Origin of the sequence: Paraburkholderia sp. JPY465, assembly GCF_050436725.1 — a bacterium.
Classification (GTDB): Bacteria; Pseudomonadota; Gammaproteobacteria; order Burkholderiales; family Burkholderiaceae; genus Paraburkholderia; species Paraburkholderia youngii.
In genome coordinates this window covers 1,466,598-1,480,679 of the sequence record NZ_JBNDMT010000006.1, presented here as the reverse complement: position 1 = coordinate 1,480,679, position 14,082 = coordinate 1,466,598, and the positions used below count along the sequence as shown (strand labels likewise).

15 protein-coding genes are annotated in these 14,082 nt (G+C 62.9%); 1 reads left to right on the top strand and 14 read right to left on the bottom strand.

The window, feature by feature from the left end:
* Nucleotides 1-220: 220 nt before the first annotated feature.
* From QFZ94_RS40190 to QFZ94_RS40125, 14 genes are all read right to left on the bottom strand, one after another.
* A complete protein-coding gene (locus QFZ94_RS40190) occupies nucleotides 221-724 on the bottom strand; it encodes a hypothetical protein (RefSeq protein ID WP_368581543.1) in 504 nt (167 codons plus the stop codon).
* 374 nt (nucleotides 725-1,098) lie between these two features.
* Nucleotides 1,099-1,647 (bottom strand): type II secretion system protein, encoded by a 549-nt coding sequence (locus tag QFZ94_RS40185; protein ID WP_429463522.1) that lies wholly within the window; start codon nucleotides 1,645-1,647, stop codon nucleotides 1,099-1,101.
* A 53-nt stretch (nucleotides 1,648-1,700) separates the two neighbouring features.
* Complete coding sequence (locus tag QFZ94_RS40180) at nucleotides 1,701-2,090, bottom strand: type IV pilin protein (RefSeq protein WP_429463698.1); 390 nt, start codon at nucleotides 2,088-2,090, stop codon at nucleotides 1,701-1,703.
* 8 nt (nucleotides 2,091-2,098) lie between these two features.
* Nucleotides 2,099-2,656: a type II secretion system protein gene (locus QFZ94_RS40175; protein ID WP_176108502.1), complete on the bottom strand. Its 558-nt coding sequence runs from the start codon at nucleotides 2,654-2,656 to the stop codon at nucleotides 2,099-2,101.
* 3 nt (nucleotides 2,657-2,659) lie between these two features.
* Nucleotides 2,660-4,936, bottom strand: coding sequence for a secretin N-terminal domain-containing protein (locus QFZ94_RS40170; RefSeq protein WP_429463519.1), 2,277 nt, complete (start codon nucleotides 4,934-4,936; stop codon nucleotides 2,660-2,662).
* Nucleotides 4,933-5,667, bottom strand: a complete 735-nt coding sequence (locus QFZ94_RS40165) for a hypothetical protein (protein ID WP_429463517.1) — start codon at nucleotides 5,665-5,667, stop codon at nucleotides 4,933-4,935. The genes QFZ94_RS40170 and QFZ94_RS40165 overlap by 4 nt, the downstream gene beginning before the upstream one ends.
* Nucleotides 5,664-6,236 (bottom strand): hypothetical protein, encoded by a 573-nt coding sequence (locus QFZ94_RS40160; RefSeq protein ID WP_429463515.1) that lies wholly within the window; start codon nucleotides 6,234-6,236, stop codon nucleotides 5,664-5,666. Before QFZ94_RS40160 ends, QFZ94_RS40165 begins: the two co-directional genes overlap by 4 nt.
* On the bottom strand, nucleotides 6,233-6,763 hold the full coding sequence (locus QFZ94_RS40155; protein WP_429463513.1) for a PilN domain-containing protein: 531 nt from the start codon (nucleotides 6,761-6,763) through the stop codon (nucleotides 6,233-6,235). The genes QFZ94_RS40160 and QFZ94_RS40155 overlap by 4 nt, the downstream gene beginning before the upstream one ends.
* Nucleotides 6,760-7,635 (bottom strand): hypothetical protein, encoded by an 876-nt coding sequence (locus tag QFZ94_RS40150; RefSeq protein WP_429463511.1) that lies wholly within the window; start codon nucleotides 7,633-7,635, stop codon nucleotides 6,760-6,762. The genes QFZ94_RS40155 and QFZ94_RS40150 overlap by 4 nt, the downstream gene beginning before the upstream one ends.
* A complete protein-coding gene (locus tag QFZ94_RS40145; protein ID WP_429463509.1) occupies nucleotides 7,616-9,328 on the bottom strand; it encodes a GspE/PulE family protein in 1,713 nt (570 codons plus the stop codon). Before QFZ94_RS40145 ends, QFZ94_RS40150 begins: the two co-directional genes overlap by 20 nt.
* 20 nt (nucleotides 9,329-9,348) lie before the next feature.
* A complete protein-coding gene (locus QFZ94_RS40140; RefSeq protein WP_368581534.1) occupies nucleotides 9,349-10,548 on the bottom strand; it encodes a type II secretion system F family protein in 1,200 nt (399 codons plus the stop codon).
* A gap of 26 nt (nucleotides 10,549-10,574) precedes the next feature.
* Nucleotides 10,575-11,024 carry a type II secretion system major pseudopilin GspG gene (gene gspG, locus QFZ94_RS40135; protein ID WP_429463696.1) on the bottom strand — a complete coding sequence of 150 codons (450 nt, stop codon included), beginning with the start codon at nucleotides 11,022-11,024 and terminating at the stop codon, nucleotides 10,575-10,577.
* Between the two features lie 169 nt (nucleotides 11,025-11,193).
* On the bottom strand, nucleotides 11,194-11,883 hold the full coding sequence (locus QFZ94_RS40130) for a response regulator (RefSeq protein WP_410848433.1): 690 nt from the start codon (nucleotides 11,881-11,883) through the stop codon (nucleotides 11,194-11,196).
* Between the two features lie 28 nt (nucleotides 11,884-11,911).
* On the bottom strand, nucleotides 11,912-12,493 hold the full coding sequence (locus QFZ94_RS40125) for an SCO family protein (RefSeq protein ID WP_429463694.1): 582 nt from the start codon (nucleotides 12,491-12,493) through the stop codon (nucleotides 11,912-11,914).
* A 422-nt stretch (nucleotides 12,494-12,915) separates the two neighbouring features.
* On the opposite strand from QFZ94_RS40125, the gene QFZ94_RS40120 reads away from it, so the two are divergent.
* Nucleotides 12,916-14,067 (top strand): histidine kinase, encoded by a 1,152-nt coding sequence (locus QFZ94_RS40120; protein WP_429463506.1) that lies wholly within the window; start codon nucleotides 12,916-12,918, stop codon nucleotides 14,065-14,067.
* Nucleotides 14,068-14,082: the final 15 nt, after the last annotated feature.

The following is a 14,082-nucleotide window of genomic DNA, read 5'->3' as shown; positions in this document are numbered from 1 at the left end:
CGACTTGAGCTGATGCAGTCGCTGCGAGACCGGCGGCCTGGCGCCGCACAGTCTGATTCGCAATTGGAGAACGGAAGGCACTTAAGAAGAGTCGGAGTTCATTGGGCGCTATTAACACTACCTTCAGTCATATTCGCAGACCCCAATCCAGCCCCCGCTTTTGGCACAGTCCCGTTTCTTCACGCGTATGCCCTTGATTAACAACAGTGTCTAGCGGCGGCTATTGCCCACACACGGGGTTGGCGGTCACGGTGTCCGAAATCGGCGTCATAGTGGGCGGAACATAATAGATATAGGCACTGGCGACGCAGGCCGGCTGCCCGTCGGTTGTAACGGAACATGTGTTTCGGATGCTATTGCCGGACGCATCGGTTGCCGTGAATGCAGGGTCCGGAACCAGGTTGTCATAAGGCTGCAGTTTGTAGTTCTGGCGCAGGTCCCACAGGATGGTGTGCCAGGACTGATAGGTCTGGCTGTGATAGCCGCCGCCGCGCCCCGAACTGCCGCAGCGGGTCCACGCGTACACCTCGCCACGGATATACCCGTTCTCGTCGAATCCCGTGACATAGCTGGTCACATTCACGCCGCCACACGAGACCCCAAGCAGCGTTGGGTATCCTGGCGGCAACGGCAGGGTGGTCGGGAATGCCGGCGGCAACGGCAGGGTGACCTGAGCCTGCACAGCGGCACTCGCCAACAGTCCCAGCAAACCAATCATCTTCATGTCGTGTCTCCCGGCTGGTCGAACTGTCGTGACAGGTGGCTCGAACTGACGCATGGAGCCTCCTCGGGACTTGTGTCCGAGGAGCTGACGGTGCTTTGCGGATATCCAATAGGGAATTCGAGAGCCGGTCGTGGCATGTTTACCACCTGTTCTGTCCTTGTTATAGGCGAATTCAGGTAATGCTACGAAAAACTTGGCGCGTTGCGCCTAGGGCCGGCGCATTAAAACTGGCGATGGTTGCCGTTGTAACGCAGGCGTCGGACATTGTTTGCAGCGCATGTCCGTGACACCGATATCTACATCGTGAACGATGGACGGGAGCAATCGTCTGTATGATGATTTCCATCTTCCGCTGCAACTGGGCCACTGTCTGTTCAGCGCAAGCCGCCCATGCTGCGCCCATTGAAAGTGGGCAACGAGCCGTTCAGAGGATCGAAGGAGGTTGGCGGCTTCGACGGCGCGCTCAGCGTGTTCGTGTTCGTGTTCGTGTAGTTACGCACGACCGGCGGCAAATAGAAGAACTGCCAGCCGCCATAGGTCTTCTGATTTTCGAAGTCCTGATAGAGAAGCGGAAAACCAGCGTGTTTGATCGGCAAGTCGGTGGAACTGCTATACACGCCGTATATACGCGCGCCCTGTTGCATCAAAACCCAATCGTTCTTACCCGTCACCGGATCCGGATAGGCGCGGCGCAAATGATGCAGCGGCGCCGGAAAACGCGAGTCGTCGAGCAGTTCGTCGATCGACGCCGGCAGCGCCCTTCCAGCGCGGTAGTAGCGAAGAATCGCGAGCCGGTACTGATTGCCTACGAACAGCAGTTGCCGCTCCCGTTCGCGCTGCCGCTCAAGCGACCACACGTCGAGCGCGCCCATCAATGCGATCGACATCAGCATCAGCGCAATCAGGAGCGCCAGCAGAACCATTCCATTTTCGCGAGTGACAGGGTGACGTCGGATTGCCCGCGGGCTCACATCGCTCATTGCGCCGCTCCCGCCCGATCTTTCGGCATCCCCTGCGGACTGCTCGCCGGCATGACGTCGTAGACACCCGTCTTGCTCTCGTCAGGCGATGCCACCGCCGCCCATTTATCGTCACCGTTGATGGGGTCCACCGGAATTGCGCGCAGATAGTGCCTTGTCACCAGATCGTCGAGCGTGTCCGGGTATTGGCCGTTGTCGCCATAGTATTTGTCGATGGCGTCCCGCATCACTGCCAGGTTCTGTTGACGCACCTGCTCCTTGCCGCGCTCGATACTGTGCATGTAACGGGGCAATGCAACCGTCAGCAACAGACCGATGATCGCCATGACGACCACCAGTTCGATCAATGTGAAGCCTGTGGCTTTACGCGCGCGCACGGTTGTCATGATGCGGCTCACCACTGTTTGTATGGAATGCCGTTGATGCCGACCCGATCGGATTTCGATGTCACGTCGAACACGTCCTTACCGGCGCGCGAATTGCCGGCGGAGCCGTTGTCCGCGTCACCGCCCTCACCTGGATTCGGTGCCTCGCCGAAGGCGCGCACGTTCCACGTGTCCTCGGCCGCAATATCCGCGTCCCCGGTAAAGAACGGATCGCGGGGCACGCGGCGAAGAAACATCAGCAAGCCGCCTTTGGGATCTTTCGCATTCTTCACGCCCGTCACCATCACGGTCAGCGAGGGCGGATAGCCGGATGCATCCGCCTCCCGCTCGATCAGGCCGGTGTCGCTCGCTTCCTTGTAAGCGTCCAGTGCGGTGCGAATCTCACGCAGCGCCGCGCTCAGTTGCTGCTCCTTCTGACGCTGCACGATCAGTTCCGAGAACGGCATGATCGCGAGCGCCAGGATGCCGACAAGCGCCAGCGTAATCACCAGCTCGATCAGCGTGAAACCGCGCTGGCGAGCGCCCGACCGGCCACGCGAAGCCAATGCGTCCGCCTGCGCTTTCATGGCTCAGTAACCACCGTTCTGAATCGGACGCAGCGGGTTGTCGCTCGGCATATCCCCTGGCGGCATCACGACGTTCCCCGGCGGAAAGGCGGGCGGCGGAGCCGGCGCTTGAGCGGGTGCAGGAGCGGCCGCGGGGGCCTGAGCCTGAGTGCCTGGCTGTGCCGCATTCGCGTCTGGGGCCGCAGCGCTCTCAGCCCCGCTCTGCTCCGCTCCCGGAACCGCCACAGGGCCCGGCGGCGCCGCTGGCACGCTCGGCAGTGTCGAGAAACGGCCACCGTAGGGCGCGGGCGGAGGCGTGGTGCGCGGCGCCGGCGGCAGTTGGCCGAACGAACTGGTCGGCGGCACCGTGCCGGAACCCTGCGCAGCGGCTTGGGAATCGCGTGACGCCCCTGTCGTGCCGCCTCCGACACTGCCGGGCGCACGCACCGCGGGGACCGGCACCTGTTGAGCCGCCTCGGCGCCCACCGGATCGAGCCGCAACTGCTCCGCATGCACATTCACGTCGGTCCCCGACCACAGCTCTTGCGTATCGGCGTCGGCGGATTGCTGCGGACGCACGATATGCGGCGTAATCTGCAGCACGATTTCCGTCTTCAAGTGGTCGCCGTTGTGATTCGAGAACAGGCGCCCGAGCACGGGCAACTGTCCGAGCCCCGGCACTTTGTCGGCGGTCACGCGGTCCTCATCCTGAATCAGGCCGCCGAGGATCTGGCTCTCGCCATCGCGCACCCGCAGACTCGTCGACGCACTGCGCGTGCCGATCTGATAGGCGAGCGAAGTGAGCCCCGTTGACGAGTTACTGCTGGAAATCGTCTTGGTGATGTTGCTGACTTCGAGGTTCAGCTTCATGCCCACGTCGCCGTCACGGTAGACCTGTGGCTCGACCTCGAGCTTGATGCCGACATCGAGGTACTGAATGGTCTGTGCGTAAGACGGCCCGCTCGTGCTCGGCGTGCTCGAACTCGAAATCACCGGTACCTTGTCGCCAATCAGAATCCGCGCCTTTTCCTTGTTGCGCGCGCGGATGCGCGGACTCGCCAGCAGGTTGGCATCGACGTCGCTGAGCTTGAAGTTCGCTGTGGCCGACAGACCGCTGACGTTATATGCATTGAGCGGCAAATGACGCAACGCGCCCCACGTGTCCACGGTAGACGGCGTCGACATCGTAAATGTGTTAGGCCACTCGATACCGAGGTCGGTCAGCCGGTCGTGGGACACCTCCAGAACCTTCACTTCCAGCATCACCTCGGGCTCCGGCAGATCCTGCGCCGCGATCATTTCCTCGGCGACGCGAATCGTATCCGGCGTGCCCCGGATCGTGACGGTATTGGCGCGCTCGTCGACGACGACCTCCTTGATCTTCAACAGGCTTTTCAATAGCGACTGGACCTGCTTGGCTTCGACGTTCGACAACTGGAATGTGCGCACTTTCAGCTCCTGGTATTCGAGCTGCTTCGCGGCGGTAGCCGGGTAGATGAAAAGCGTGTTCGCGTTGAGCTGTTTCTTGTCGAGCTGGTTCTGCATCAGGATCATGTTGACCGTGTCCTGCAGCGACGCGTTGGTCACGAAGATCGTGGTCTTCAGATCGGCACGCACGTCCCGATCGAAGATCACGTTCAAGCCCGAGGTCCTCGACAACGCTTCAAACACCATCCGCACATTCGCGTCGCGGAACTGCAGCGTCACCGGTGTGCGCATGATCGACGAAGCCGCAATGTCCTCATCTTTCGCCGCACGTTGCTGCTGCCGTTTTTCGTCGATCTCCTTCGCCATCTGCAGCGCCATCGCATTGGTTGGATTCTGGGCCAGCACGCGGTGAATGCGTTCGGAAGCCAACGTATATGAACCTCGCTGCATCATCCGGTCGGCCTCCTGCAGCGAGACCAGATCGCGGCGATCCCGATCGATCGCTGCGCCGATATTGCGCCCTCGTTCGCTGTTCGGATCGAGCCGGCTGGCCGCGTAGAGCTTCTGGATCGCCAGATCGAATTGATAGCTCTGACGCAACTGGTCGGCTTCGTCGAGCAGCGCATTGACCTTATGATCGCGGTCGCGTAGATAGTTGAGCTGCAACTCGGCGTTGGTCGGATCGCTCTCACGGGTCGGCGGATGAATGCAGCCGCTGAAGGCAAGCATGGTTGCGATGCTCAGCAACGCGAGCCGCCCCGCGGCCCAATTGACGGTGGGACGCTGGTCGCGAGGCGATCTGGCAGCGGACAGATGTTTCCACGAGCCGCTGTCACCGTGGCGGCTTTCACCCCGGTTGCGTGCGGTTTTCATTTATTGTCCTTCGCTTGAGTGGTTAGTACCTGTCTCTCATTGAGAGGCAGATAAGTCAGCACGACGCCACTCTCCGAAATCGACTCGATGCGATACTGCCCGTCGATGACTTCACCCGGCGAAACGATCAGCAGGCGATCGCCGTTGCTGAGAAAAACCTGGGGTTTTGCCGCTTTGGCGTCGAGTTCGCCGAGATAGGTAAACGGCACGGGCGGCGCGGTGGGCGGCGCAACGGGCTCCGGTGGCGCGGGGGCCACGACCACGGGCGGCGGTGGCGGCAGCCACGACGACGCGGCGAACGGATTGTTCGCGGATTCAAGCGAGAGTGGCGTACGCAGCGCGCGGAGTTTGTCGCGCGCTGTCGCTGCTGATTTCGCTGACCCGGTCGTTTTGACAGGAGTCGGCGAACTTGCTGAAATTGCTGAACTCGCGGCGTTTGTCGCATTCGTCATGCTTGCCGGATTCGCTGCTTTCACTGGGCTCGCCACACTCGCGACATTCGGTGCACTTGCCACGGCCGGCGCAGCAGCCGGCACCGCACCGGCCGCACGCGCCGCCCCGTCGCGATGCAAGGCAACCATCCGCAGCGCAGCCCCGCTGCGAAGTGCGCCTGTCATCGCAGTCACGACCGTCGGCGTGCACAGCACGGCTTTCAGCTCACGCAAAGACATCCCTACCGCAGCGATCGCGCAGACCATCAGCAACACGCGGCCGACGAGATCGGGCTTCATGGCTGCGCTGCCCGATAGACGAGTTCAAAGCGCACCCGCGCATCCAGTACGTTGCCATCTACCGCGGGGCGTTCGACATGGATCTCGCGCAACGCCGCGTTCGGTACGTTATTGAGCACCGACGCCAGAAAACGCCGGATCGCACCATACTGATCCTTGACCGGCAGCAGCATCTGATAGCGCACAAAATGCGCGCTTGAATCGTTGGTCACGAGATACTCGGCCGAGCCGAGCGTCAGGTTGCTGTCGTGCGCCTGGGCGAGGATCGTCGCAATATCGTCGGCGCTCTGCGCGAAACCCGGGAACAGTTCGGGTAACGCATGAAGTGAAACCGCGTCGACAACCGCCGCACGCTCGGCGTCGGCATGACGCGCCCTGGCGGGGTGCGCAAGACGCTCGGAGTCGCGCAGCTCGTGCGAATCGACGTTTGCGTCGACTCGCATAGCCGCTACGGCGACCACCGCCGCCGCCCCCAGCAGCAATGCGCCGAGCAAGCCCGGCAGTCCGAGCGTGCGCCGCAGCTCGAAACGCCACGTGAGCAACCTGTCCTCCATCTGAGCGCCGTTCATGACTTTCTCCAGACGGCGGTAATCTGAAAGCGCACCGGCGTGCCAGGCACATTGGTTTCGATAACGTGATCGTTGAGCACGGCTTCGCGCAGCAGCACACTGCCCTGCAGATACCGGAGGTACGCGATCATTGCGTCGAAGTTCTTCGCTTCCGCGGTGATACGGATCTGGCTTTGCGCAGGACTCTGATCGATGCCTATCAGCGCGACGTCGTGGTCCGGATAGTCCTCGACGATCGACAGCAGGTCCTGCCACGGCACGGTCAACTCGCGCAACACCGCGAGGCTCTGGTTTTCCGCGAGCCGCGTGGCAGGCGTTGGCGGCGTCTTCGCGGAGTGCGATTCCGCAAACAGCCGGTGCCGCTGCGCGTCCTGTTGCGCTTGCACGCGGTCGCTTTCGTCGTAGGCGTGCCAGAGCCGTTCACCACTCACCAGCAACAACAGGCTGGCGACACACAGCAGCACCATCCCCGCGGGAGCGCCCTGCAAGCGGCGGCGGCCAAAATCGATGTGAAGGCGGGGCATCATCGCGCGGCCTCCATCAAACGATACGCGACCGGCTTGTCCATCGCCGGTTGCGCGACGCTCTGCGTCGCGCAAAAGCGCCCCTCGAATGGCGCAGGATCCAATTCGGCGCCGCACAGACATATTCTGCATTCTTCGCGTTTCCCGCTCGTTCGTCCGGCGAGACGCTCGAACGACTGTTCGGCGCGTGCGGCGATCCGCTCGGCGTCGCTAGCGTCGCCGGGAAAAATACGCTGCGAGTCATAGGCGACCCAACGGTTTTCCTCGAACAGCACAGCCTGCATCAGCGTGTCCGCGACGAACAACAGCAGCGCCGTGCCGGCGCCGGCGCCGGCGGCGTCCTGCACGCGATTGAGCAATTCTGGCAGACATAGCTTGAGAGACCGGACGTCGACGCCCGCCGCCATCCCCGCATCGTGGATGCCGTCGTGCAGCGTGCAAGCGATGGCACTCGCGAAGACCGCGTGGCCCCCGCGCTGCACCGAAAAGCGCACCTGCACGGACTCGGCCTCGATGCCATACAGATCAGAGAAGTGAGCGAGCACGATCTGGTTGGTTTCGCTTGCGCTCAGTGTGCGGAAGTCGCCGCGCAAGATGGCGTGGCTCGCCCAGAAATCGTCCAGCATGATGTGCGCCCGGCGTTTGACCAATACCGTGCGCGCCGTCTGCCCGGCGTCCGCGGCTAATGCAATGTTCAACGCGTCGAGTACGCCTCTTTCGGTGAAGCACTGCTCATCGGGAATGGCAACGCTCGTGGGTTCCGCAAGCGCTGCGGCATGACGGCGCGCAACCCTCCAGCGCGGCGCCGTCGCCGCCATGACCAGTTCGCGTGTACCGACGCCGATGGCGAGCGGACTATTCAACCATGGTGACACGGTTGATCTCCTCGAGTGTGGTTTCGCCCTGCTTCACGAGCAAGAGCGCGGCCGTGCGCATGGTCTGCATCCCATAGCGCAGTGCGGCCGCCTTGATGTGCCCAAGTGGCGCGCGCTCCGATAACAATTGCCGCAACTCGTCGTTCATGCGCAGCGTTTCCGCGACCGCGCGCCGCCCGCGGTAGCCGCTGCCACGGCAAGCCGCGCAGCCAGCGCCGTGGCGAAAGCGGTAGCTGCCCACGTTGTCCGGATCGATGCCGGAACGGGCCAATGTGTCTCGATCGACCGTGTCGTCCACCACGCAGTCGGCACAGCACTGGCGCAACAACCGCTGCGCAATCACGCCATTCAGGGCCGACACGAAGCTGTACGGATCGACGTCCATGTTCGTGAAGCGGCCTATCACGTCGAACACGTTGTTCGCGTGCACCGTCGTGAACACCTGGTGTCCGGTCAACGCCGCCTGCACGGCGATTTGCGCGGTTTCAGGATCGCGGATTTCACCGACCATGATCTTGTCCGGATCGTGCCGCAGGATCGATCGCAATCCGCGGGCGAACGTCAGTCCCTTCGCTTCATTCACCGGTATCTGCAGGATGTCCCCCAGTTGATATTCGACTGGGTCCTCGATCGTGACGATCTTTTCCAGGCCGTCGTTGATCTCGGTGAGAATCGCGTACAACGTCGTCGTTTTGCCGCTGCCCGTCGGCCCCGTCACCAGCAGCATTCCGTAGGGCATGGACGCCACCGAGCGCATGAAGCGCGTGTCGTCGCTACGAAATCCCAGTGTTTCGAGTGTCAATCCGCCCGGCGCCTGCGAAAGCTGATAACGGTCGAGAATGCGCAGGACCGCATCTTCGCCGAACTGGTTCGGCATGATCGACACGCGAAAGTCGATTTCGCGGCCCGCGTACACCGCCTTGAAGCGACCGTCCTGTGGCACGCGGCGCTCCGCGATGTCGAGTTCGGAGATGACCTTCACGCGCGACAGCACCTGGTCCGCGACATCGCGTCCCTCGGCACGGCCGACCACGGTCAGCACGCCATCCACCCGGCACTTGATCTTCAGCCCGTTTGCACGGCATTCCAGATGGATGTCGCTCGCCATCATCTTCAACGCGTCGTAGATGGTGGAGTTGAGCAGACGCACCACGGCGCTGTCGTCGCTGCTGATGCCCTGCAACGTCAGCGCGAGCGAAGCGGGATCGGCGGTGTGCTGCACCTCATCGTCGAGGGCGAGCGAATCCATCGCGCGCACGTCTTTTTCGCGCATGGCGAGCCACGCGGTGAGGTCACCGACGCTCGCCAGCGCCCAGCTGTACCGCGAAGTGGGCCGCGCACGCATCCGGTGCTCCATCACGCCGCGCGTGCGGGCGTCGAGCGGATCGGCGATCACGAACAGCAGCGCGCCGTTCTGATCCGGCTCGCGAAAGCACACGCACAGCCGGGTGGTGGCTTCGACGAACGGCAGTACCTCGAAATCCGCTTCCAGCCGGTTCAATTCCTGCATGCCGATCGACTTCATGCGGAACTGCCCGGCGAGCCGAACCACCATTTCGTCGGCGCTTAGCGACGCCTGCACCATCAACTCTTCCAGTGCGCGAATGCCCGAGCCGTGCGTGTCGCTGAGCGCGCGCAGCGCGTCACGCAATTCAACGCCCTGAGATTGCGGTGCCTCGCTGATCGTATCCATGCGTTTCCCCTCGACACGGCCTACTGGATGCTCGACGCAATTTCAAAGATCGGCATGTACATCAACACGACAATCCCTCCGATCACCACGCCGATGAAAATCATCATCGCCGGCTCGATCAGTCGTGAAATCAGATCGATCGTGCGCGACACTTGCGCTTCCTGGAATGCGGCGATTCTGTCGAGAACAGGACCCAGGCCACCGGTCTTCTCAGCGACGGTCAGCAAGCGATAGGTAATCGCGTTGGCGAGACCCGCTTGCTGGAACGCGTCGGAGATCCTCGCGCCATTGCGTACCTGCTGCATGGCACTTTCCACGGCCGTCTGATCGGCCCGGCTCACAAGTCCACTGGCGAGTGTGAAGGCACGCGTGGCGGGAATGCCGCCTTCGACCAGCATCGCTGTAGTGCGAAAAAACTGCGACTGGCGAAACACGCGGAAGTGCAGACCAATCCCCGGCAATGCGAGCAGGCGATCCGCGATCCAGTTGCGCGCCGCGACCCGGCGCAGCGCGACGCCGACCGTCACCGCCACCACGGCGAGGCCCACAGTGATGGCCATTCCGTGGGCATGCACCATGCCGCCCCAGGCCATCAGCAACTGTGAGAGCAGCGGCAGCTCGCGTCCGCTATGCTCGAGCAGGGTCGCAAAGCGCGGCACGACGAAACCCAGCAGAAACAGCACGACGGCCGCGCCTACGAGCAGTAGCACGGATGGATAGATCGCGGCCGACACCACGCGGCCGCGCAGTTCGTGAAGCAGCGCACTGTTGCGTGAATAGCGCGTCAGACTGTCGGCAAGACCGCCGGTCTGTTCACTGGCTTTCACGCACGCCACGAGGATAGGGGGAAACACGCGGCTAGCATGCTCGAGCGCCGCGGACAGCGAGTGCCCTTCTTCGAGCTGCCGCAGCAGATCGCCATAGATCTCCGCCGACGCCTCGCGGCGCTCATTGCCGCGTAGCGTGCGCAATGCGTCGATCACGCCGACGCCGGCATCGAGCAATGCCGCGAGTTCGCGCGCGAACAGCTCGACGTTGAATTTCGCGCCCGGCATTGCGCTCCAGCCAGACCGGCGCTGACCTCGCGCTTGCGCGCGTACCGACACCACGCGCAATCCCCTTGCGCGCGCGAGCGCTATTGCGGCTGCGGACGAATCGCAGTCGACGCGAAGCGTCTGCACTGAACCGCTGGTATCGAAGCCGCGCAGCAGGTACTTCACGTCGATTCTCCTCGCTGAGAGCCGCACTACCAGGACGTGACGTTCGTGTTCTCACCGGTGCCGCCCGCCTTGCCGTCCTTACCAAGCGAGTACAGGTCGTAGTCGCCATGCTCGCCGGGCGAGCGGTAATGGTAGGGGCGACCCCACGGATCCGGCGGCACCGCTTTCTGCAGATACGGGCCACTCCAGTTCGTTGCGTCCTGAGGTTTGGTCATCAGAGCCTGAAGGCCTTCCTCGGTCGTCGGATAGACGCCCATGTCGAGCCTGTATTGATCGAGCGCCTTGCTCAACGAGTCGATCTGGGCCCGCGCGATCTTGGTGTTCGACTTGCCAACCTGTTCGAAATAGCGCGGCGCGACCAGCCCCGCGAGCAAGCCGATGATGACCATGACCACGAGCAGTTCGAGCAGCGTGAAACCGCCGTTGCGCCGACGTGCATCGCCAATGCCTGGAGGGAACGTCACGCTGCTGCGCATGGCGGCCCTGATCGGGAAAGATTCGTTGCGCACGGTGCCCCCTTTCTGTCGACCCACCGGCCCGATAACACCAGAGCCGTTTTACTCATTCTTGTTCAGGTGGACACCGGCAAGAAGTAGGGAGACCAGACCAAAGGGATGGGTAAAGACCCTCCAGTTCCCGCGTCGTTCACAGGAAGCGATCGAGCGCGCGCGCCGGTTTCGACAACGGCAGCACACCCATGTCGAGCGCGATCAGCACGAGGCCGGTGACGTTCGTCACGTCGAGCTTGCGCATCAGGCTCGCGCGGTGCTTTTCGATGGTCTTCGGGCTGAGTTGCAGATACTCGCCGACCTGCCGATTGGTGCAGCCTTCCGCGACAAGCCTCAGCACCGCGCGTTCGCGAGCGGTCAAGGTGTGCCATAGCTGCGCATGGCGCGAAACGCCTGGCAGCGGATCGCACGATACGCCGTTCCCGGCATGCTGTTCGAACGCGGGGTTGCGTTTGCCCTCCATCACGAGGCGCATTTCGCCGACGAGTTCTTCGAACGAGGCGTCCTTGATCACGTAGCCATCGGCGCCCGCCGCGAACGCCTCCTGCACGTGTTCGTCGCTGCTGTGGATCGTCAGCGCGATGATCCGCACCTGCGGGATCCGATACTTGATCACGGTAATGGCCTCGATGCCGCTCATGCCTGGCATCGAGAGATCCATCAGGATCAGATCGGGCCGGATGGCCCAGGCGAGACTGCACGCCTTGATACCGTCGGTCGCCTCGCCCGCGACGGTGTAGTCAGGCAGGGAGGACACCATCGTACGGAGACCGCCGCGCAACAGATGCTGATCCTCGGCGATGAGTACGTGATAAGTCGTCGCCACTTTGCTCGCTCCTGGCGGCCCGCCATGACTAGTTCGAGGCGACGACGTCGTGGTAAGCACTCAGCAGTTCGGCCGGCGTTGCGAGACCGTCCAGACGCAGCCACGGCTCGCCGGGTGCCGCGCGGAAAAAGACTACGGCGGTGTGATTCATCTTGTCGCCACGATAGACGTTGAACGCGCGTTGAGCCGCGATACTAGCCTCGACGGTGCCGGTGTAGTGCTGCCACTCGGGGCCGGCATCGAAGCGGGCGGCGTAGGCCTTCAGGCGGGCTGTCGTGTCCTCTTCGGGATCGATCGAGATCGACACGAGATGAACCTTGTCACGGTCGGCGCCGAGCCTCGCTTGCAATTCCTCGAAGGTTTGACTGACCATTGGGCATATCGTCGTGCAACTCGTGTAGATGAACGTCAGGATGACCGGACGGCCGTCGTTCAGCTCGTCGGGGAGCGAAACAGCTTTGCCGTCGTCGCGAACCAGCGTCACCGCGGGCAGTGTGTATTGCACAGTCGAGCGCACCGTGCCCGTGGTCATGTCATGGTGGTGATGCATGTGCATCGCGGTGTCGTGGGCCATCTCATGGGCCATCTTCCCGGCAGGCGCCGGCTGCATGTCCGTCGCCTGATGATGTTGCACCTCGATCGCGGCGCCATCGGCGACGTCTTCGGCAGTCGCGGCCACGGTGCCGACGCCTGTCAGCCCTGCGCCGGTCAGCACGAGCGCGCGGATCATCCATGTGCGGTTCGTCTTCATGGGGTCTCCTGAGACAATGGAATGGCAATGGCGCGATAAGAAGCACAGCGACGCGCCCGGCCGTTCAATTCAGTCTCATGAAATCGCCCGCGCACGTCATTGGATAAAGTCCCCCAAAACGCGGTAGGGTACGTCTACCAGCGGTAACATCCACCCCGCATAAAGCGGAGTGTCCCCCGCGTGACGTGCGTAGTTGTCCCGTTGGCAGAGCGACGTGCGCGGACCTACAATTCATAACCAATGCTTAAGGTTTCCTTAAGCAAACTCGCTGGGGAGATCCCATGCAGGCACCTCCGCCCGCTGCACGGCAACTGAGGTTGCGCGACCTTGTCGATGCGATGCGCAAGCTTGGGATCGCGGCGCGACTCGACGAAACGCGACTGGACAACGTCACTGACGCGCGCGGCGCCGCGCTTGCGATCCTGTCGGCGCATGGCGCGTTCCTGTCGGTGAACCGCAGCGCCGCAGCGTTGCTCGGATACGCGAACGGCGAACTCGTCGGCCGCTCGCTGCTTGACATGGCGCCCGAGGGCGAACGCGCATCGCTCGCCGCCCAGCTATCGGTCGATCCCGCTCACGACTTTGCTCCGATCACCACGATGCTGACCTTGCGCAATGGCCGTCCCACCTTGCTGTTACTGCACCGCCAACCGATCGCGTCCGACGAGGCGCAGCAGAGACCGCCCGATGGGCAAGCCGCGCAACTGATGCTCTTCGAGGAACCCCTTGCAGCCGATGCCTCGCTTGCGCCTGGCGTCCATCTCCCCAAAGCGGCGGCCCGCGATCGGCTGAAGTATCTGATGATCGGTCAGCAACGCGAGCGTCAACGCCTCGCCGCCGAACTGCACGACGGTCTAGGCCAGGCGCTCACGCTGATCAAGCTGATGGTCGAGGACTCGCGCATGCGCCTGCGTCACGGACAAGCCGAAGACGCCGCGCAAAAGCTCGACGCCACCGTCCTGCAAATCCGCGAGGCGATCGGCGAGATGCGACAGATATGCGGCGAACTCCGTCCGCTAGCACTCGACCGGCTGGGTCTCGCCGTCGCGTTGAGCACGCTGTGCCGGCGCGTCGAGCGCAGTGCCGAAGGCCTGGCGGTGAACTTCCGCTGCGACGTCGACGACCGCGATGTGCCCGACTACCTGAAGGCGGACATTTTCCGCCTCGCTCAGGAAGCGCTCAATAACATCGTCAAACACGCAGCGGCAACCGAGATCCGGCTCACCCTGCAACGGATCGACACCGGTCTGCTGCTCACCGTTCAGGACAACGGCACCGGCTACGATACGCGCCCCCTGTCACCTGAGGACATTGGTTCGATGGGCCTCGGCCTCGCCGGCATGCAACACCGTGTCGAATCGCAGGGTGGCTTTCTCTCGATCCACTCTTCCGACGCCATCGGCACACTCGTATCGGCGAGTTGGACGCTTTGACGGACACCGCCGGCT

What these genes read in the sequence shown, in the direction of transcription:
- QFZ94_RS40190 (WP_368581543.1), bottom strand. Translation starts at nt 724, where the DNA reads ATGAAGATGATTGGTTTGCTGGGACTGTTGGCGAGTGCCGCTGTGCAG.
- QFZ94_RS40185 (WP_429463522.1), bottom strand. Translation starts at nt 1,647, where the DNA reads ATGGTTCTGCTGGCGCTCCTGATTGCGCTGATGCTGATGTCGATCGCA.
- QFZ94_RS40180 (WP_429463698.1), bottom strand. Translation starts at nt 2,090, where the DNA reads ATGACAACCGTGCGCGCGCGTAAAGCCACAGGCTTCACATTGATCGAA.
- QFZ94_RS40175 (WP_176108502.1), bottom strand. Translation starts at nt 2,656, where the DNA reads ATGAAAGCGCAGGCGGACGCATTGGCTTCGCGTGGCCGGTCGGGCGCT.
- QFZ94_RS40170 (WP_429463519.1), bottom strand. Translation starts at nt 4,936, where the DNA reads ATGAAAACCGCACGCAACCGGGGTGAAAGCCGCCACGGTGACAGCGGC.
- QFZ94_RS40165 (WP_429463517.1), bottom strand. Translation starts at nt 5,667, where the DNA reads ATGAAGCCCGATCTCGTCGGCCGCGTGTTGCTGATGGTCTGCGCGATC.
- QFZ94_RS40160 (WP_429463515.1), bottom strand. Translation starts at nt 6,236, where the DNA reads ATGAACGGCGCTCAGATGGAGGACAGGTTGCTCACGTGGCGTTTCGAG.
- QFZ94_RS40155 (WP_429463513.1), bottom strand. Translation starts at nt 6,763, where the DNA reads ATGATGCCCCGCCTTCACATCGATTTTGGCCGCCGCCGCTTGCAGGGC.
- QFZ94_RS40145 (WP_429463509.1), bottom strand. Translation starts at nt 9,328, where the DNA reads ATGGATACGATCAGCGAGGCACCGCAATCTCAGGGCGTTGAATTGCGT.
- gspG (WP_429463696.1), bottom strand. Translation starts at nt 11,024, where the DNA reads ATGCGCAGCAGCGTGACGTTCCCTCCAGGCATTGGCGATGCACGTCGG.
- QFZ94_RS40125 (WP_429463694.1), bottom strand. Translation starts at nt 12,493, where the DNA reads ATGCAGCCGGCGCCTGCCGGGAAGATGGCCCATGAGATGGCCCACGAC.
- QFZ94_RS40120 (WP_429463506.1), top strand. Translation starts at nt 12,916, where the DNA reads ATGCAGGCACCTCCGCCCGCTGCACGGCAACTGAGGTTGCGCGACCTT.